The following is a 17255-nucleotide window of genomic DNA, read 5'->3' as shown; positions in this document are numbered from 1 at the left end:
GATTGACGCAGAGCCGAGGTCGGCGGATCACTTGCCGGTCGTGTAGAACTCGGCGACCCTGGCGACGGCTTCGGCCTTGGTCATCGTTCGCACCACGGACTCCGGGATGTGCGCTTCCTGGGTGAGGATCCGGACCACGCCCAGCGGGATCGCCTCTGTGAGCTGTTGCATCTGTCCCCGGTCCGGCAGCACCTGGTCGTTGACGCAGTCCCAGAACTCCTCAGTGCTCACCTGCAACTGGTCACGCAGGATGTGTCCAAAGATGCCCGGCCCATAGGTGCTCCGGTCGACTGGATGACTTATCCGCGTGTACAGGATCCGTCCATCCGGCAGCGGCAACTCATAGTTGACGTGGTGTGATCTGCGCTTTCCGTTGGCACGCTTGCGCTCGACCCACCCCTCCGTGGTGCAGAAGTTCTCATGGTCGCTGCGGGTGGCCGGAGGCCGCTTCTCGGACAAGCCGGTCAGACGGCCAGCAGCCAGTTGCGAAGTTGCTCGTCGGAAGCCAACGTGACGATCTGCACCAGACCCCAGTTGTCCTCGTGGTTCGGGGCGAGACGCAGCCGCTCCGTCCACGCCTCGGCGTAGCCACGCAGCGCGTCGATCATCTCGTCCACGGCCTCCTCGATGGTGGCTGCGTCCGCGGCGACCGGCACTCCGGGCAGGACGATGCTCCAGCCGTCGCCGTCCGGCATAGCCTGGGCGCCGGAGGGGCGCAAACGGGTCAGGAAGTGCACCAGTCGGTCGGCGTCGACTGCCGCCACCCGTCGCGTGTCGCGCGTGACGGTCGCTGGGCGCCCCTCGTCAGCGGCGTCGAGGAGATCCTTGAAGTGGTCCCGCGCCTCACGAGCGCTGCGATAGTTGACGGTTGAGGTAGTCATCGGCGTTGCTCCCTAGGATTCAGCCTGTGTACACAGCGTACACGCCGCCACGTTGACGCAGCCACCGCAGAGCGTCGATTCCTCAGCGGCAGGCTCCCTCGGCCAGACAGCTTCTCAGGGGCGCACCTTGATGATCGTCTTTCCCTTGGGTCGGTGGCTGGAGTTGAAGGTGGCGACGGCTTCCTCGAGGGGCGCAATGGTTCCGATGTTCGCGCGCAGCCGTCCGTCACGCACCCGCTCGACGAGCTCATTCAGCTGGTTGCGGTCGGCCTCGACGACGAAGTCGACCGCGCGGCCGTTCGTCGGTTGTTCTTCGACCGGGCCTACAACGGAGACCAGGGTGCCTCCGGCCTTGAGCAGAGCCGCGGAGGTCTTCTGGATGTCGCCGCCGATGACGTCGAACACCAGATCGACGTGGCCGACGTCTCGCAAGGTGTCGTTGTCGAGGTCGACGAACTCCCGCGCCCCGAGATCGAGCGCCCGTTCCCTGTCAGCGGAGCGCCCGGTGCCGATGACATCGGCTCCGGACTCGGCCGCGAGCTGGGTAACCATCGCTCCGACTGCACCGACCGCGCCATGTACGAGGACGCGCTGCCCCGCCTGGAGCCGGCCGTGGATGAACAGTCCCTGCCACGCCGTCAGCCCGGAGATCGGCAGGGAAGCGCCGACCGTGAACTCGACATCGTCCGGCAAGGGCGCGAGGTTGCGAGCTTCGATCGCGACGTACTCCGCGAGGGTGCCATCGCGATGCCAGTCCGCGAGGCCGATCACGCGCTGTCCCACCGACACCCCCGTCGTGCCATAGCCCAGTGCGGTGACCGTGCCCGCCAGCTCGTGGCCGGGGATCGATGGGGTCCGGTCGTGGCCGGCGCGATCGGTCCACGTCGAAGGCCACGCGAGCTCCGTCGAGACCCATCCCGACGCGTGCACCTGGACAATGACGTCATTGATGGCTGCCGGCGGCTCGGGCCGCTCCACCAGCTTCATCCCGGCGGTTCCTGCGGCCTGGTCGGTCACCACGATCGCCTTCATCTGCGACACCTTCCTTCTGCACCAGCCGCGACCTGACCGGGCTGGTTCCGTTACGAACACTCTACGTAACCAAATGGGTTACATCAAGGGTCTGTAACGGAACTGGTTAGGATGGGACGCACCATACCGATGCGAGGTGGAGATGCCCCGAGCGCAGGCAACGCCGAAGAGGCCTTCCGACACGGCCGGCTCGCGTGCCGGCGGGCGTCCGCGCGACCCTGCTCTCGATGACGCGATCATTCTGGCCACCCGCGCCCGCCTCGTCCGGGACGGCTATTCGCGCATGACGCTTGGCGACATCGCCGCCGACGCCGGTGTCAGTCGCCCCACCCTCTACCGACGTTGGAACAACAAGCTCGAGCTCGTGGCCGACGCCCTGGACTACGGCTTCCGGAAGCAGCGCGACCTCTACGACATCGACCTGAGCCGCTTGGAGCCACGGGAGGCTCTCGTCGAGGCGGTCCGCCGCCTGGATCCGGCCTATTTCAACCCTGACGCCATGGTGCTGATGGGCAACTTCGCCGGCGAAGTGATCCACACACCGGAGCTACTCGAGATGCTGCGCAGGCACGCAGTCGAACCTCGGGTCGCGCTCGTCGAGAACGTGCTGTCGAAGCTCCAAGCCGACGGGGCCGTGTCCGACAACATCGACAAGCACACCATCGCCACCATGTGCTTCGGCAGCTACTTCGGCGCGTTCTACCGAGGCGACCCCAAGGAGGAGATCCCGGAGAATGTCGTCGCCGTGTTGTGGCCCGTGATCGCTCTCTGACGCGGGCACAGCAAGCCGCGTACATCCAGGCAGCGCGCCGCTCAGTCTGCGAGTCCCCAGAATGAACCGGAGAGCCCGACGCTCCGGAGGTAGTCGGAAGCGGCACTCGGTTCACGCCTGACGTAGCCGCGTTCAAGTCGTCCGGCATACCAGCCGGAGGCGAGTCGCCAGAGCGTCGGCAGGTCCATGACGTAGCCACGCTGTTGTCCGGTCCGGTCCAGCCAGGTGGTCACGCAGTGCTCGGAGCAGAAGATTCGCTGGTTCCCGCACGTGTGCACGACGTCGTCCCACATGTGGCTGGTCGGGACCAGGAAATGTGCGACCTGGTCCCCGGGCGGCGGCCCCTGGTTGTCGACGTGCCAGGCGTGCGGTGTGTCGCAGGCGGGACAGGCTGTTGCCACCAGAACGGGACTCTGCTCGGGCAGCAGGTGGGGAAGCGCGAAGGAGTCCCATGCGCAACCACCCCACCACAGGGTGTCTCGGCCCATCACCGAGAACCCCAGCGGGACTGCCGTGAACGGATGAGCCATGGTGATCTCGCCATCCGCACCGAGCGCCAGATGTCGTCGGTCGGCCAGCGTGCGCAGGCCCGCCCTGACCTCCTCCGCCGTCAGCCGCAGGGTGCCGGCTAGGACTGCCACCGTCGGGATCTCACCATGCCGGAACCGGTCGTACACGGCTATACGCAGGTCTTCGGAGTCCACCCAACGAAGGGTATGGGACCGACCGGTCATCGGCAGGACCGCTCGGATCGCGGCAGAAGCAGACTTTTGGGTCGCCTCACCCGGTGAACGCCCAGGCCACCATCAGCGGGAACTCCTGCTGTGCGAAAGCGTCGCCGTGCTGGCCGGTTCGCTCTTGCATGACGACGTCACCGCCCGCGTCGCGCAGGGCCCTTGCCCACCGTGTCGTGTTGTCGAGAAAGAACGGCTCCTGCGTTCCGGCAACCAAGTAGGCACGCGGAAGCGGCACCGGCATCCGCTCAGGCGGGCGGTAACCCGCGCCCACCGACGAGCAGAACACGGCGCCAAAGACCTCACCATGTCGCAAGCCCAGGGCGAGCGCCAGCTCTCCACCCGCCGAGACGCCGAGCGCCGCCGTGCGTGCAACAGGCAGCTTGAGGCCAAACCTCGCCCAGACCCAACCTCGGACGTCGTCGAGGACGAATCTCTCGTGGGCAACGAACCGTTCCGGGTCGAAACCTGGCGAGTACTCGTGGAGCCGCACCTGCTCATCGCTCGAGCTGTGCACTCCGACGACCATCGTGGACGGCAGGTCGAGTGTCTCCAGGGCCGCGCCCCAGCGCGAGGTGGCCTGACCGTTACCGGCGAACACGATCGCCTCGGGCTGGTGTGGCGGGACATACACCGTCACGTCACGTCCATCGTCGTACGCGAAATGCTCGGTGACGAACTCGCCCAGAGGTGAGCTGACCTCGTCATGACCATCCATGCCCTCACCACCCCGATCCGCGAGTCCTCGGCCACCCGCATCGTCGCATCGCTCACGCTTGAGCGCGCACCAAGGCGGTCAGGCTCAGGCGTGGAGTCCGGTTCTTCGGATCTTCCTGGCCTGCAGCCCCACGAGTCACTCGCCTCCTCGCGCCGGGTCCGCCGACAACCTCAGACCTGCGCTCACAGCGTCAGCAACACTTTGGTGGCGGTGCGCTCGTCCATGGCCGTGTAGCCGGTGGCGGCGTCCTCGAGCGGCAGAGTCAGGTCGAAGACCTTGCCAGGGTTGATCTTCCGGTCCCAGATCAGCTCGATCAGGTGCGGTAGGTACTGGCGCACGGGTGCCGGACCGCCGTGGAGGTGGACTCCGGCCATGAACAGCTCATCGCCGGGGATCGCCACATCGTGTGAGACGCCGACGAACCCGACATGGCCACCGGGGCGCGTCGACTGGATGGCCTGCATCATCGCCTCCTGAGTGCCGACGGCCTCGATGACCGAGTGCGCGCCGAGCCCGCCCGTCAGCTCCTTGACGCGCGCCACACCGGCCTCGCCGCGCTCCTCCACGATGTCGGTGGCGCCGAACTCGCGCGCGAGCGCCTGCCGGTCGGTATGCCGGCTGAACGCGATGACCCGCTCCGCGCCGAGCTCGCGCGCGGCCAGGACGCCGAGCAGCCCAACGGCCCCGTCACCGACGACGGCCACCGTCTTGCCGGGTCCGACCTGGGCCGCGACCGCCGCGAACCACCCGGTGCCGAGCACGTCGGAAGCCGCCATGAGCGACGGGATGAGGTCGGCGTCGGGCAGGCCGGGCGTCGCGACCAGCGTTCCGTCAGCCAGCGGGATGCGGGCCAGCTCTGACTGCGTGCCGAGCGTGCCCATGAGGACACGGTGCACGCAGTACGCCTGGTATCCAGCCCGGCAGATCTCGCAGGTGTTGTCCGAGGCCCAGAACGACCCGACGACGAAGTCGCCGACCTTGACGGTGCGCACCTCGGAGCCGATCTCCTCGACGACACCGACGTACTCGTGCCCCATCACCTGGTGGTCGACCGGTTCGGCCCCCCGGTAGGGCCACAGGTCGCTGCCGCAGATGCACGTGGCCGACAGGCGGATGATCGCGTCGGTCGGCTCGATGATCTTCGGGTCCTCGCGGTCCTCCACCCGCACGTCGCCGGGTCCGTACATGACAACTCCACGCATCGCGTGTGCTCCTTCGATCGCTACGAACGCGGGCCCAGGCCCGCCGGGCGCAACAGGCCCACCCCTCGAGTGAACCCGCGGACCGCGGCTCGGGGGAGTCCCTGTCGAGGGACGTACTGACAGGGCACCCCTGACGGCTCGGACGCCACCGCGGGGCGGCCTAGTCTCGAAGACGTGGACAACCGCCAAGAGGTGCGCGAGTTCCTCATGACTCGCCGCGCCCGCATCACCCCCGAGCAGGTCGGTCTGCCCGCCGGGCGCGGCCGACGCGTTCCCGGCCTGCGCCGGAGCGAGGTCGCGACCATCGCCGGGCTCAGCGTCGAGTACTACGCGCGGCTCGAACGCGGGCAGATCGCCGGCGCGTCGACAGGCGTGCTCGACGCGCTCGCCCGCGCCCTGCAGCTCGATGACACCGAACGCGCCCACCTGCTCGATCTCGCCCGCGCCGCGGACGGCATACCCACCTCGGGGCGGCCGCGCCGGCGCGCCGCCGGCAAGCCGGCCTCGCGGCCCAGCCTGCAGTGGGCGCTGGAGTCGATCCGCGACGGCGTCGCGTTCGTCCGCGACCCGCACCAGAACCTGCTCGCCACCAACCTCCTTGCCCGCGCGTTCTACTCGCCCGTCATCGGCGAGGGCGGGCGCCTGCCGAACCTTGCCCGGTTCCAGTTCCTGGACCCCGCATCGCGTGACTTCTACCCCGACTGGGACCTGTTCGCCGAGATGTGCGTCGGCATCATGCGCGCCGAGGCGGGCCGCGACCCGCACGACCGCGGGCTGCAGGACCTCGTCGGCGAGCTCTCGACCCGCAGCGAGGTATTCCGGCGGCTGTGGAGCGCACACAACGTGCGCACCCACGGCAGCGGCACCAAGCGGTTCAACCACCCCGTCGTCGGCGAGCTGACCCTCGCCTACGAGGAGCTGGCCATCACCGCCGAGCCCGGCCTCGTTCTCCTGGTCTACACCGCCGAACCCGGCTCACCCTCTGCCGAGCGCCTCCAGCTGCTCGCCTCCTGGGCGGCCTCGACCCCTCCCTCGCCGACGACCTCGAATGCCTCGACCAGCACCTCGATCCCGAACAGCTAGAAGGAAATCCATGCAGATCACCCGCAGTTCCATCGACACCGTCAAGGGCCCGAGCGACTGGTTCACCGGCGACGTGTACCTGGACCAGGTCGCCGCCGCCCCAGCCCCCTCGCGCGTCACCTCCAACCTGGTGCACTTCATGCCGGGTGCCCGCACCCACTGGCACCGCCACCCGCTGGGCCAGACAGTGTTCGTCACCGAGGGCGTCGGCCTGTGTCAGCGTCGCGGTGGCCCAGTCCAGGTCATCCGCCCCGGCGACCGCGTCCTGTTCGAGGCCGACGAGGAGCACTGGCACGGTGCCGCGCCCAACCGGCTCATGGTGCACATCGCCATCAACGAGGGCGACGCCGACCACGACGTCGTGCACTGGCTCACGCCCGTCACCGACGAGGAGTATGCCGCCGCACCCTCCCCGGCCGACTGACACCCCAAAGCCGCACCCCGGCTCGACGGGCCCACCGTATGCCGGCCGCTACCCTGTGGGGCCGTGAGCCAGCGCCGCGAGGAGCCGACGACGCGCATCGCGCGCGCTGCGGTACTGGCCTTCACCGCCGCAGCGTGCTCGACCATCGCGCACGCCCTCGCAGGCGGCCATACGGCCACGGGCGGGTCACTGGTCGTGATGCTCGGGCTCCTGACCGGCCTGGCCCTGCCCGTCGCACACCAGGCCACGAGCCTCCCGTGCGCGGCGGTCTTGCTGACCGGTCTTCAGGGCGTCGCCCACGCGGGCAACGTCGTCGCCTCCTGGGGTCGAGTGGCCGCGACACCACCGGTCCGGGACCTCGGCCACAGCCATCACCACGCGCAACACCCCGGCGCAACGATCCGGGCGAACGCCGAGGCGCTGATGGCCGGCATGCACACGCGCATGGACTCGGGCATGGACTCGGGCATGGACTCGGGCATGGACTCGGGCCTGCTGACCCTGGTGCCTTCGGCGCCGATGCTGACCGCGCACCTGGTTGCGGCGACCCTGCTGGCGTGGGCGTTCACGTCCACTGAGCGGTCCTGGCAGGTCACCCGGAGGCTCCTCGACGCTGCGACGACTCGACCCCTCGCCGTGCTTCTGCACCACCTCGCCCGCGGTCTGCGCGCCATCGCGGCTGCGTGCGCGATGCCGCTCGAGGTCGCCGACGCGCCGATCATGGCGCTGCCCTCGCTGCACCCCGGCCGCGACGTCTGGACCCGACCGAGCCTGGTCCGCCGAGGACCGCCCCTCCCGCTCCTGGGATAAGCCCGCCGCACCTTCGTGCGGTGTTGATGGGGTGTGCCCGCCGTTGCGGGCGCACCGATCCGGCCGTGGCAGCTCCTCGCTGGCCCACGGCTCACGGCCGCCCGGCGACTTCACGCGCTCGCCGGTCCTGCGGCCGTTCCTTCCGCCTACGCATTCCAGGAGCTTCATCATGTCCGTTGTCGACGACCCGTCGCGACCCCAACCCGCACCCAGTACCGGCACGCAGCCTGCCCTCGTCGAGCAGCCGCCCAGAGATCAGTCGCCGACGCAACCAGCCACGCGACCAGCCGCTCGACCGGTCGGCGGGCTGTTTCGCGCGTTCTGGCGGTGGCACTTCTACGCCGCAGCCATCGTCATACCGGTGCTGTTCGTGCTCGCGGTGACCGGGCTGATCTACCTGTTCCGGTTCCAGATCGAGCCGTTCCTGCACGCCGACCTGATGCGGGTCGACCACGCGCAGGGCCAGCTCACCCAGCCATACGAGACGCAGCTCGAACAGGTCACCAAGGCCTACGCGGATGCCACCGTCATCTCAGTGACCGAACCCGGATCACCTGATGCCACAACAAGATTCACCGTCGAAACCACGGCAGGTGAGACGCGCGACGTGTTCGTCGACCCGTACACGACCGAGGTGCTCGGCTCGCTCGACCCGGACAGCACGATCAGTGGCACAGCCGTCCGGATCCACGCCGACCTGATGGCCGGTCGGGTCGGGGACACGATCATGGAGCTCGGCGTCTGCTGGGCCATCGTCATGGCCATCACCGGCTACTACCTCTACTTCCGGGGCCTGAAGGCCCGCCGCCGGCAACGTGCCAGCGGCACCCCGCAAGCGAGCCTGCGGACCACCCACGCGCGCGTGGGCGCGGTCATCGGCGGCGGCATGCTCCTGCTCGTCGTGTCCGGGCTGCCCTGGACCGGGATCTGGGGAGAGCAGGTCCAGAAGCTCGCCACCAACAGTGGCACCTCACTCTGGGGCGAGGACCCGGGTGCCCTGTCGAACCCCACCTCGACCCTGGATGAGTCCCTGCCGCACAGCCACCACGCCATCCCCTGGGCGCAGGAGAAGAGCGGCGTGCCCTCTTCGACCCCACCGAGCGCCAGCCCGAGTGAGCAGGTCAGCACCGCCAGCGTCGACACGGCCGTCGAGGTCGCCCATCGCGCCGGGCTTGCGCACCCCTTCACCGTCGCCCTGCCCAGCGACCAGGCCGGCGTCTACTCCGTCATCGGGTACGCGTTCGACGACCCCTCCCGCGAGCAGACCGTCCACATCGACCAATACGGCGGGCAGGGCGTGAGCACCTACGGCTACGACCAGTACCCGGCCCTCGCCAAGGTCGTCTCCCAGGGGATCGCGCTTCACGAGGGCCGCCGCTTCGGCACCTTCAACCTGTGGCTGACCACGGCGTTCTGCCTCGGCGTCATCGTGTCCTGCATCACCGGCCCGCTCATGTGGTGGCGCCGCCGCCCCCGCGCCACCAGCCAGATCGGGGCACCCCGAGGACGTATGCCGCTCAAGGCCTCCCCGCCGCTGGCCGTCGCGATCGTCGCGCTCGGGATCTTCCTGCCCGTCTTCGGTGTCTCGCTGCTGATCGTGCTCCTCATCGACCAATTCGTCGTCCGCCGCAGCGAACGACTGATGACGTTCGTCGGCGCAAAGTGAGGGGAGTGTCCCGCCGATGAAGACCGCTGCGCCTGCGCCCTGACGGCTTTGACGTGTGGCCCCGGCCGCGCCGGCGCAGCGGCCTTGTCGGCTCGACATTCTGTTCGGTTGGGGCCACATCGTCCAGGAGATCGTCGTGGCGACCGTTCGCGACTACCCCACAGTGCGACGATGGATGGCGCACTCTCGTTCGGAGGAGAAGCTCCATGGCCGTCCAGCTGAACCACACGATCGTGCGGGCCCATGACAAGCAGGAGACCGCCCGGCATCTGGTCGACATCCTCGGCCTGCCCGAACCGACGACATTCGGGCCGTTCGCAGTGGTGCAGGTCAGCAACGATGTCTCCCTCGACATCGCCGACGACCACGGCGAACCCCACCCACAGCACTACGCGTTCCTCGTCTCCGAGGAGGAGTTCGACCAGATCCATGCCCGCATCCGGGAGCGCGGGTTGCCATGGTGGGCGGACCCGTTCCACCGCCGGCCGGGTGAGATCAACCACGATGACGGCGGACGCGGCCTGTACTGGAACGACCCGAACGGGCACAGCTTGGAGATCCTCACAGTCCCCTACGGCGGCTGGGTCTGAAGTCACGCAAGGGACGATCCGCCGAACTGTCAGCCGGGCAGGCCCGACGGCACGGTGCACCTGGCCGATGCTCGCCACGGCCGCCGGCCCGGCAACCTGCCGTGCTGACATGCCAGGCTGCTACAGTGAATCACTGATGACCAGAGTGATTCAGATGGGCGGGGTTGGTCATGGACAACGATGAGACGCGCTATGGCAAGCGCATCCAGGCTGCGCTTGAGCGTGCTCGGATGAGCCAACGGGAGCTCCAGAACGCCACGGGCATCTCGCAGGCCACCGTGTCCCGGATCGTCCAGGGGCAGCGCGCAGCGACGCTGCCGGAGCTGATTGCGATCTCAAGAGCTACCGGAGCACCGATGGGGCGCCTCACCGGGGCCTCGACGGTGGCGGAGAGGACGCGATGTGCGGCCCGGGGTGATAGCGGCGCGGCCATGACGGAAATGCACGAGCGTCTGCTCGGCTACCTGGAGCTGGCGGATTATCTCGACGAGCAGGCCATTGGACAGTGAGTGCACTGACCCCGACCGGCGACCCAGAGGCTGACGGGCTGCTAGCGGCTCGAGCGATCCGGGCCGATCTGGGACTGGGATCCGCGCCGATCGGCGACATGGTCGCCCTCGTTGAGCGGCTCGGCCACGACGTCGTCATCATGCCGGCTCCGAACGAAGAGCACGGGTACAGCGTCTTCGACCCGCAGCGCGGGCACGTGATCATCGGCGTCGCTACTACCGAGAACCCGATGCGTCAGCGAGCCAGTCTGGCCCACGAACTTGGGCACGTCATATTCCGAGACTGGGGCGAGCCGGGATCCGCGGCCGTCGGCGGCTTCGACATGGCGGAGGCCAGGGCACGAGCCCACGCGCGACACCTGCTGGTTCCGCAGGAAGGTCTGTACGAGGTCACCAAAGGCCAGCTTGTCGAGGACACTCAGACGCTCTCAGACATCGTGCAGTGGTTCCTCGCGTCACCAAACATCGTGCGCCATGCGTTGAAAGGTGCCGAACTGATCACGCCTGCTCGATTCGCGCAGTGGAGCAAGATCACGACCCCGGGCCTCGCGGCCAGGTACGGGTGGGGTGACCAGTACGAGGCCTTGTCCGCGGCTTCGCGGCGCGCTCGCGCTCCGCAGAGGCTTCTCGCGAGAGCGGTCATGGCGTATGAGGCCGGCGTGCTGTCTGCGGAGGCTGTTGCGCGGGTGCGTGGTCTCCCAGTCGCTGACGCGGTGGCGAGGCTGGAGGCGGAAGGGATCGTGCAGCGCCGGCTGGAGGTTCCTTTCGTGGGCGTGGACGAGCTGCCGGATGCCGGCCTGGATCTCGACGAACTCGACGCGCTGCTGGGCGAACGCGATGAGCCCGACGGATGAGTGGGGCCGACCAGCGTCCGATCATCGATGCGGGCCCGAGTCTGAACTTCCTTTCGATCCGCAAAGAGCGACTGCTATTCGGAGCGATGGGGAAGCTTTGCGCGCCGCAGATCGTCGCCGATGAGGTTCTGCGCAAGTCCCGCAGGGACGCGCGGTTCGAGCCGGCCGCGGCCGTGTGGCGCAAGGTCGCGGGTTCGTGGGTCGACATCCTTTCTGATGAGGCGACCCCGGATCTGGAGAGGGCTGTTGCACGGATCTGCGGGTTACCGCTGGAGCAGCGGATGCGTTCGGGCAATGACCTCGGGGAGACAATGGTCGTCGCGCATGCGGCGGTGCTCGCCGAGGCCGGGAGTCCGGTCATGGTGCTGATCGACGATCAGGGCGGCATCGCGATGGCTGCCTATGAGGCTGCACGCCTGGAACGGCTTCGCGAGCAGGGAAAGCGGGTCGGTCGCATTACCGTCGTCACGACAGTGACGGTGCTCCAGGGTGCCGTCACGCAAAAGCTGATCACGGACAAGAGCGAGCTGCGGAGGGTGTACGAACAGCTGCGTGGCCTGGACGATGGGCTGCTCCCCATCGACCAAACGGGTCTACTGGCGCCTGAGTTGTGGAGGCGTTGAGCTAGCGCCCTCGTATGGTCTGGATCGTCGCGATGGATGCGTCAGGTTGCAGTCACGCAGGTGGATGCTTCCAAGCGAGGCGGCGAGCCGATCGCAATCCGCACAACCTGGTCTTCGATAAGCCCGGCGAGCCGATCGCTACTGGCGTTCAGTGACCGCTGCGCCTGCGTGATCAGTTCTGCGCCTCGGGCTGCGCCGGCGCGTAGACGAGGTGCATGACACCAGTCGAGAACTGGGTCGACGACTTGAGCTCGAGCGACACCTGGGCGCCGTCGGCGAAGAGTTTCTTGCCCTTGCCGACCACGACCGGGTGGACGAGCAGGTGCAGCTCATCGACGAGACCCTGCTCGAGCAGCCACTGCACCAGGGTGGCGCTGCCGGTCGTCCCGAGCGAGGTGTGCTCCTTGAGCGTCTCGAGCTCGGCCTTGACATCCCCGCTGACCACGGTGGAGTTCTCCCAGCCGGCCTCCTCGATGGTGGTGGACACGACGTACTTGCGTGCGCCGTTCATGACCGCGGTGAACGGGTCGTTCGGGTCGGCGTTGGGCCAGTAGGCCGCGAACTCCTCGTAGGTCTGTCGGCCGAGCAGGGTGGCCTCGGACTCACTCATGAGGGCCCCCACGGCGGCTCCCATCTCGTCGTTGAAGTAGGGGAAGTGCCAGGTCTCGGGCGCCTCGATGACGCCGTCGAGCGAGATGAAGAGGCTGGACTTGATGGTCATGGTCGTTGCTCCTGTTGATTGATGTGCCGGGTGGGTGCCGGCTCTCGGCGCCCTCACCGATACGCCGAACGAGGGCCTCCCGAATCGACATCAGCCAACTGTTCGATTTCCGAAACATTGATCGAGATGACGTCGTGCGGGTCGGATGCATCGACCGGGAGCCAGGCCGACCCGACATCGAGCTCGTCCCGTCGCACGCCCGCCACCACATGGTCCTCGAGGGCGACGACTCGGACCAGATGCGAGAGCTTGTCGAGGAGTCGATGCGGGAGGGCACAATCCTTGTCGTAGACCGAGGACGACGTGCCTCGGATCTTCGACGTGTGGCGCCCGGACCCTGACGCCTGCCATCGACTCTCCACCGTCCAGCCGGGTTTGTGTCGAACTGGGGGTTGACTCAACGAATCCGACAGACTCAACCCAGAGTCAACCCTGACTCGACCCGTGCGCCGATGCGAGCGACACCACGCCCGGGCGACCGTGGAGGCATGACTTTCACCGACTATCTCATCAACGGCATCTTCGTCCTCGTCGTGCTCCGCCAGGCCAGGGAACGGCGGCTCGACGTCCGCAGCGTGATCGCGCCGCTCGCGATCGTCGTGTTCGTCGCCACGTACTACGTGCACTCCATCCCGACCGGCGGCGGCGACCTCGCCATCGCCGGTGCTCTCACGGCTGTAGGGCTCGCCTGTGGCGTGCTGTCCGGGTACGCCACGTTCGTCCGGGCCGACGACGACGGGACCGCATGGGCCCGAGTCGGCTGGATCGCCGGGGCGTTCCTCGTGGCCGGGATCAGCGCACGCATGGTGTTCGTGTTCGCGCTACAGCACGGGTTTGAGCCGACCGTGCGCAGCTTCAGCATCGCCCACCACATCGATGCGGCTGCCTGGCCACTGGCCCTGGTCTCCATGGCCCTGTGCGAGGTGACCGCCCGGATCGTCGTGGTCCACCTGCGCGGGCACCGGCTCACCTCGACCCGGCGAGCGACCGTGTCCGGTCTGCCGGCCTGACCGCGGCGCTCGGCCTCTGCGAGGCCCCGTGCAGAGTTTCTGCCGGGGTCTCGCCAGAGGTTTCGTCTGGGGTCTCGCGGTTGGGGCCCCCGCCGAGGTTCCATGAAGTGACACGACTGGTGAACGAGTCAGGCCGGGTCGTGCGGAGGGCAGGAATATGAGCTCCGACCAGGCAGTCGTCTCGGCGCGGGTCGCCGAGGCCCAGCAGCGTGCCGAGGCACGGCTCCGCCACGATCGAGACCTGTTGCGGCCGCTCGGGTGGGCGCTGATCGCGGTCGTGGTCGTCGGCGCGGCCACGCAGCAGCCCTCCCCGGGGCTGAGCGCCACGGGCGTCGCGGTCACGCTGTTCACCGCTGGGTATGCCGCGTCCACGGCCGCGGTGATCGGCAACCGGTTCCCGACCCGGCCCGCCTGGGTGCAGGTCGCTGTCGTGGTCACGATGGCCGTATGCGGTGTGGCTCTGTCCTGGCTGCAGCCGCGCGGAGTCACCGGGCTCGCGGCAGGCGCGGCAGCCTGGATGGCGATCGCCCGACTACAGCCCAGCACCGGTGTGGCGGTCGCCGTCGCGACGGGCGCCGGAGGTGCCGCCGCGGCCACTCGGTCGGGGAGCCCCGCGGCGGTCGTGGCGACGGTGCTGCTCACCGCTCTGATGGGACTGATCGCCTACATGCTGCGGCAGGGGCGTGACGCCAACGCTCGGACCGAGGTGCTGCTCGCCCAGCTGGCCGACGCCAGGGACGCCGAGGCCAGGGCAGCGGTCGTGGCCGAGCGGGGCAGGATCGCGGCCGAGCTCCATGACGTTCTCGCCCATGCGCTCTCGGGAGCGGCGCTGCAGCTGCAGGGCGCGCGCCTGCTCGCCGAGCACGCGGGAGTGAGCGCCCCGCTCGACGACGCCATCGCACGAGCCGCCCGGCTGGTAGCCGATGGTCTGGTCAACGCCAAGCAGGCGGTCCAGGCCCTGCGCGGGGCCGGCATATCGTCCTTAGCCCAGCTCGAGCGGCTCGTCGAGGACTGTCGACGCGACTTTCGCCTCGATGTCACCCTGCACGTCCGGGGCGCCCCGCACGTACTGGCGCCCGAACCGGCGCTCGCCCTCTACCGCGGTGTCGAGGAGGCCCTGACCAACGCCGCCCGACACGCCCCCGGCGCTGTGACCGACGTGTCGCTCACCTACCTGCCCGACCGGACCGACGTGCAGGTCGACACGGTGGCACGATCCCCGGACCGGCGCGTCCGCGAGCCGGGGCCGTTCGACCTGGTTGCGCCCGCAGGGCATGGCGGAGGCAACGGCCTGGCCGGGATGCGTGAGCGGGTCGAGCGCCTCGGAGGGACGATGGATGCCGGGCCGATCGACGGCGGCTGGCGGGTGGTCCTGGCGGTCCCGAACTCGGAGGAGGATCCGTGAGCAGCCCTGGCCCGCTGGAGGGTCGGTCCGCGCGGCAGTTGCGGTTGCTCGTCGCGGACGACCAGCGTGTCGTCCGCGAAGGGCTCGCCCTCATCCTCGAACTGCTGGATGGCGTCGACGTCGTGGGCGCGGCGGCCGACGGTGCCCAGGCCGTCGAGCAGACGGCCCGCCTACACCCGGACGTAGTTCTCATGGACCTGCACATGCCCGTGATGGACGGCATCCAGGCGACCAAGCGGATCCGCACCGAGCATCCGGAGACCCAGGTGCTCGTGCTGTCCACTTACGTCGAGGACGCTGACCTCCTACCCGCGCTGAGGGCTGGAGCGACCGGCTATCTCACCAAGGACGCGACGGCAGAGGAGATCCAGCGCGCCCTGGTGGACGTTGCCGCAGGGCGCACGCATCTCGACCACACAGTCCAAAGCCGCCTGGTCGCCTCGGTCGTCGCTGACGAGAAGTCCCTCACGCCCACCGCCGCGGACCGGCCCGGCCTGATGCCGGACGGCTTGACCAGCCGCGAGGTCGAGGTCCTCCAGCTCGTCGCGCGTGGGCTGTCCAACACCGAGATCGCTCGCACGTTGGTGCTGTCCAACGCCACGGTCAAGACCCACATCAACCACATTTTCGCCAAGACCGGGGTCCGAGACCGCAGCCAGGCCGTCCGCTACGCCTATGAACACGATCTCCGTATGTGATGGCCGACCCCGTCGGTGCGTGAGGTCGGTTTGGCGACGGCCACTCCCGGGCGAGACCGACGTCACCACGGCGGCCGATCCGTAGGTGCCGCGTTACCGTGGCCGGGTGAGCCGCGAAGCGGAGGATCTGAATCGGCGGCTGCTTCGCGCCCGCGACGCGATGGACCGCGCGTATGCCGAGCCGCTCGACGTCCGCGCCGTGGCGGCGGTCGCGCATATCTCGCCCGCACACTTCAGCCGCTGCTTCCGTTCCGTGTTCGGCGAGACACCCCACCGCTACCTGCAGCGACGGCGGATTGAGCGCTCGATGTTCCTGCTGCGTGAGACTGACCGCACGGTCACCGACATCTGCTTCGATGTCGGCTTCACGAGTCTGGGGACCTTCAGCCGAACCTTCCGGCAGATCGTCGGAGAGACGCCGCGCGGCTATCGGACGGGGCATGGTCCGGTCGTGGCGCCCCACTGTGTCCAGCTCGCGGCGATGCGGCCTAGCAGCACAGTCCAGTCGCTGCCGTCATCGAGCAGTTTTGGAGAAGTCTCCCCGGCGGCGGCTCCCTAGGCTCGGGATGACCCAATCGGAACGGCTGTGGAGAAACATCATGATCAGCAGGCTGAATGTCACGTCCATCTACGTCCTCGACAAGGACGAGGCGCTCGATTTCTACGTCAACAAGCTCGGGCTCGAAAAGGGCAACGATGTGCAGCAAGGCGACTATCGCTGGCTGACCGTGCGGGTTCCCGGCGACCACCCGACCGAGATCTCTCTGGAACAGCCCGGACCGCCCCTCCACGACGAGGCGACGGCCGAGCGCCTCCGCGAGCTCATCACCAAGGGTGCGCTCGGCGGCCTCGTCTTCACTACCGATGACGCTCGCGGGCTGTACGAAACGCTGCGCCAGCGTGGCGTAACCGACTTCACCCAAGAGCCCACCGAGCACTTCTACGGGACTGACATGGGCATCCGGGACCCCTTCGGCAACCCCATCCGGATCCTGCAGCAGGGACCAGTTGCGCAACAGGAAACCGCCTGACGAGGCAGCCACACGCTATTCGAGGTCAGGGAGCTCCTCCAGCTCTGAGTGCAGGAGGAGCTCCCCGACCTGTTGGTGGGGCGACCGCGATGAATCGCCCGCCCGGCCTGATCCGGTTCAAGGTATTCGGGTGGAGGTGATGGGTCGCGCGATGCACTACTCACGGTCACTCGCGACCGTCGCGAGGCGACAGGCCGAGCCAGGCCTTGGACGACGAAACCGCAGGTCAGCGGCATACTGACCTGCGGTTTCGTGGGGTTGTGGCCAGGGGCGGGGTCGAACCGCCGACCTTCCGATTTTCAGTCGGACGCTCGTACCAACTGAGCTACCTGGCCAGGCAACGTGACGAACTATAGCCGACCCCCAGGCTGAACTCCCAAACGGCTCACGGACCCCGACATCGCCGCCCAACGCCCCCCAACGCCACCCCAGGGACCGCCACCCAGACGCACGACCGCAATGTCCGATGCGGACTGGTCCGTGCCCTGGGGT

At 68.4% G+C, this 17255-nt stretch carries 21 protein-coding genes and 1 tRNA gene; 14 read left to right on the top strand and 8 right to left on the bottom strand.

The genetic code is table 11. The features are described from left to right. Positions 1 to 27: 27 nt before the first annotated feature. From ACYVLP_RS00510 to ACYVLP_RS00500, 3 genes are all read right to left on the bottom strand, one after another. Positions 28 to 231: a hypothetical protein gene (locus tag ACYVLP_RS00510; protein ID WP_460625388.1), complete on the bottom strand. Its 204-nt coding sequence runs from the start codon at positions 229 to 231 to the stop codon at positions 28 to 30. Positions 232 to 464: 233 nt separating this feature from the next. After that, positions 465 to 881 (bottom strand): hypothetical protein, encoded by a 417-nt coding sequence (locus ACYVLP_RS00505; RefSeq protein WP_460625387.1) that lies wholly within the window; start codon positions 879 to 881, stop codon positions 465 to 467. A gap of 114 nt (positions 882 to 995) precedes the next feature. Then, positions 996 to 1913 carry an NADP-dependent oxidoreductase gene (locus ACYVLP_RS00500; protein WP_460625386.1) on the bottom strand — a complete coding sequence of 306 codons (918 nt, stop codon included), beginning with the start codon at positions 1911 to 1913 and terminating at the stop codon, positions 996 to 998. 142 nt (positions 1914 to 2055) lie between these two features. Between ACYVLP_RS00500 and ACYVLP_RS00495 the strand changes: the two genes are divergently transcribed. Continuing rightward, on the top strand, positions 2056 to 2685 hold the full coding sequence (locus ACYVLP_RS00495) for a TetR/AcrR family transcriptional regulator (RefSeq protein WP_460625434.1): 630 nt from the start codon (positions 2056 to 2058) through the stop codon (positions 2683 to 2685). Positions 2686 to 2726: 41 nt separating this feature from the next. Here the strand turns inward: ACYVLP_RS00495 and merB are convergent, their stop codons facing one another. From merB to ACYVLP_RS00480, 3 genes are all read right to left on the bottom strand, one after another. Further along, positions 2727 to 3389 (bottom strand): organomercurial lyase, encoded by a 663-nt coding sequence (merB, locus tag ACYVLP_RS00490; RefSeq protein ID WP_460625385.1) that lies wholly within the window; start codon positions 3387 to 3389, stop codon positions 2727 to 2729. A 76-nt stretch (positions 3390 to 3465) separates the two neighbouring features. Beyond that, positions 3466 to 4137 (bottom strand): alpha/beta hydrolase-fold protein, encoded by a 672-nt coding sequence (locus ACYVLP_RS00485; RefSeq protein ID WP_460625384.1) that lies wholly within the window; start codon positions 4135 to 4137, stop codon positions 3466 to 3468. Between the two features lie 182 nt (positions 4138 to 4319). Then, positions 4320 to 5339: a zinc-dependent alcohol dehydrogenase family protein gene (locus ACYVLP_RS00480; RefSeq protein ID WP_460625383.1), complete on the bottom strand. Its 1020-nt coding sequence runs from the start codon at positions 5337 to 5339 to the stop codon at positions 4320 to 4322. A gap of 174 nt (positions 5340 to 5513) precedes the next feature. Between ACYVLP_RS00480 and ACYVLP_RS00475 the strand changes: the two genes are divergently transcribed. The 8 genes from ACYVLP_RS00475 to ACYVLP_RS00440 all read left to right on the top strand — a co-directional run bounded on the left by ACYVLP_RS00475 (position 5514) and on the right by ACYVLP_RS00440 (position 11898). After that, entirely contained in the window at positions 5514 to 6422 is a 909-nt protein-coding gene (locus tag ACYVLP_RS00475; protein ID WP_460625382.1) for a helix-turn-helix transcriptional regulator, read from the top strand. A gap of 10 nt (positions 6423 to 6432) precedes the next feature. Beyond that, on the top strand, positions 6433 to 6846 hold the full coding sequence (locus tag ACYVLP_RS00470) for a (R)-mandelonitrile lyase (RefSeq protein ID WP_460625381.1): 414 nt from the start codon (positions 6433 to 6435) through the stop codon (positions 6844 to 6846). Positions 6847 to 6909: 63 nt separating this feature from the next. Beyond that, positions 6910 to 7656 carry a hypothetical protein gene (locus ACYVLP_RS00465; protein ID WP_460625380.1) on the top strand — a complete coding sequence of 249 codons (747 nt, stop codon included), beginning with the start codon at positions 6910 to 6912 and terminating at the stop codon, positions 7654 to 7656. Between the two features lie 169 nt (positions 7657 to 7825). Continuing rightward, the gene (locus ACYVLP_RS00460; protein WP_460625379.1) at positions 7826 to 9322 is read left to right on the top strand and encodes a PepSY-associated TM helix domain-containing protein; all 1497 of its coding nucleotides are present in this window, start codon (positions 7826 to 7828) and stop codon (positions 9320 to 9322) included. 206 nt (positions 9323 to 9528) lie between these two features. Further along, the gene (locus ACYVLP_RS00455) at positions 9529 to 9912 is read left to right on the top strand and encodes a VOC family protein (protein ID WP_460625378.1); all 384 of its coding nucleotides are present in this window, start codon (positions 9529 to 9531) and stop codon (positions 9910 to 9912) included. Between the two features lie 170 nt (positions 9913 to 10082). Beyond that, positions 10083 to 10421, top strand: coding sequence for a helix-turn-helix domain-containing protein (locus ACYVLP_RS00450; protein ID WP_460625377.1), 339 nt, complete (start codon positions 10083 to 10085; stop codon positions 10419 to 10421). A gap of 98 nt (positions 10422 to 10519) precedes the next feature. Then, on the top strand, positions 10520 to 11275 hold the full coding sequence (locus ACYVLP_RS00445) for an ImmA/IrrE family metallo-endopeptidase (RefSeq protein WP_460625433.1): 756 nt from the start codon (positions 10520 to 10522) through the stop codon (positions 11273 to 11275). Beyond that, positions 11272 to 11898: a PIN domain-containing protein gene (locus ACYVLP_RS00440; protein ID WP_460625376.1), complete on the top strand. Its 627-nt coding sequence runs from the start codon at positions 11272 to 11274 to the stop codon at positions 11896 to 11898. The genes ACYVLP_RS00445 and ACYVLP_RS00440 overlap by 4 nt, the downstream gene beginning before the upstream one ends. Positions 11899 to 12070: 172 nt before the next feature. On the opposite strand, the gene ACYVLP_RS00435 is transcribed toward ACYVLP_RS00440, so the two are convergent. Next, positions 12071 to 12619, bottom strand: a complete 549-nt coding sequence (locus ACYVLP_RS00435; RefSeq protein ID WP_460625375.1) for a dihydrofolate reductase family protein — start codon at positions 12617 to 12619, stop codon at positions 12071 to 12073. Between the two features lie 488 nt (positions 12620 to 13107). On the opposite strand from ACYVLP_RS00435, the gene ACYVLP_RS00430 reads away from it, so the two are divergent. The 5 genes from ACYVLP_RS00430 (at position 13108) to ACYVLP_RS00410 (ending at position 16763) form a co-directional block, all read left to right on the top strand. Next, positions 13108 to 13629, top strand: coding sequence for a hypothetical protein (locus ACYVLP_RS00430; RefSeq protein WP_460625374.1), 522 nt, complete (start codon positions 13108 to 13110; stop codon positions 13627 to 13629). Between the two features lie 157 nt (positions 13630 to 13786). After that, a complete protein-coding gene (locus ACYVLP_RS00425; protein ID WP_460625373.1) occupies positions 13787 to 15034 on the top strand; it encodes a sensor histidine kinase in 1248 nt (415 codons plus the stop codon). Beyond that, entirely contained in the window at positions 15031 to 15732 is a 702-nt protein-coding gene (locus ACYVLP_RS00420; protein ID WP_460625372.1) for a response regulator, read from the top strand. Before ACYVLP_RS00425 ends, ACYVLP_RS00420 begins: the two co-directional genes overlap by 4 nt. 106 nt (positions 15733 to 15838) lie before the next feature. Further along, the gene (locus tag ACYVLP_RS00415; protein ID WP_460625371.1) at positions 15839 to 16291 is read left to right on the top strand and encodes a helix-turn-helix transcriptional regulator; all 453 of its coding nucleotides are present in this window, start codon (positions 15839 to 15841) and stop codon (positions 16289 to 16291) included. A gap of 40 nt (positions 16292 to 16331) precedes the next feature. Next, positions 16332 to 16763 carry a VOC family protein gene (locus ACYVLP_RS00410; RefSeq protein ID WP_452270783.1) on the top strand — a complete coding sequence of 144 codons (432 nt, stop codon included), beginning with the start codon at positions 16332 to 16334 and terminating at the stop codon, positions 16761 to 16763. Between the two features lie 261 nt (positions 16764 to 17024). On the opposite strand, the gene ACYVLP_RS00405 is transcribed toward ACYVLP_RS00410, so the two are convergent. Beyond that, positions 17025 to 17098: transfer RNA gene (locus ACYVLP_RS00405), tRNA-Phe, on the bottom strand. Positions 17099 to 17255: the final 157 nt, after the last annotated feature.

The organism is Intrasporangium mesophilum (assembly GCF_054783095.1).
This window is presented reverse-complemented; position numbering and strand designations above follow the sequence as displayed.

Excerpts from the sequence above, each read along its gene's own strand:
- ACYVLP_RS00505 (WP_460625387.1), bottom strand. The coding sequence starts at position 881 with ATGACTACCTCAACCGTCAACTATCGCAGCGCTCGTGAGGCGCGGGAC.
- ACYVLP_RS00500 (WP_460625386.1), bottom strand. The coding sequence starts at position 1,913 with ATGAAGGCGATCGTGGTGACCGACCAGGCCGCAGGAACCGCCGGGATG.
- ACYVLP_RS00495 (WP_460625434.1), top strand. The coding sequence starts at position 2,056 with ATGCCCCGAGCGCAGGCAACGCCGAAGAGGCCTTCCGACACGGCCGGC.
- ACYVLP_RS00485 (WP_460625384.1), bottom strand. The coding sequence starts at position 4,137 with ATGGATGGTCATGACGAGGTCAGCTCACCTCTGGGCGAGTTCGTCACC.
- ACYVLP_RS00480 (WP_460625383.1), bottom strand. The coding sequence starts at position 5,339 with ATGCGTGGAGTTGTCATGTACGGACCCGGCGACGTGCGGGTGGAGGAC.
- ACYVLP_RS00470 (WP_460625381.1), top strand. The coding sequence starts at position 6,433 with ATGCAGATCACCCGCAGTTCCATCGACACCGTCAAGGGCCCGAGCGAC.
- ACYVLP_RS00460 (WP_460625379.1), top strand. The coding sequence starts at position 7,826 with ATGTCCGTTGTCGACGACCCGTCGCGACCCCAACCCGCACCCAGTACC.
- ACYVLP_RS00455 (WP_460625378.1), top strand. The coding sequence starts at position 9,529 with ATGGCCGTCCAGCTGAACCACACGATCGTGCGGGCCCATGACAAGCAG.
- ACYVLP_RS00450 (WP_460625377.1), top strand. The coding sequence starts at position 10,083 with ATGGACAACGATGAGACGCGCTATGGCAAGCGCATCCAGGCTGCGCTT.
- ACYVLP_RS00445 (WP_460625433.1), top strand. The coding sequence starts at position 10,520 with ATGGTCGCCCTCGTTGAGCGGCTCGGCCACGACGTCGTCATCATGCCG.
- ACYVLP_RS00440 (WP_460625376.1), top strand. The coding sequence starts at position 11,272 with ATGAGTGGGGCCGACCAGCGTCCGATCATCGATGCGGGCCCGAGTCTG.
- ACYVLP_RS00435 (WP_460625375.1), bottom strand. The coding sequence starts at position 12,619 with ATGACCATCAAGTCCAGCCTCTTCATCTCGCTCGACGGCGTCATCGAG.
- ACYVLP_RS00430 (WP_460625374.1), top strand. The coding sequence starts at position 13,108 with ATGACTTTCACCGACTATCTCATCAACGGCATCTTCGTCCTCGTCGTG.
- ACYVLP_RS00425 (WP_460625373.1), top strand. The coding sequence starts at position 13,787 with ATGAGCTCCGACCAGGCAGTCGTCTCGGCGCGGGTCGCCGAGGCCCAG.
- ACYVLP_RS00410 (WP_452270783.1), top strand. The coding sequence starts at position 16,332 with ATGATCAGCAGGCTGAATGTCACGTCCATCTACGTCCTCGACAAGGAC.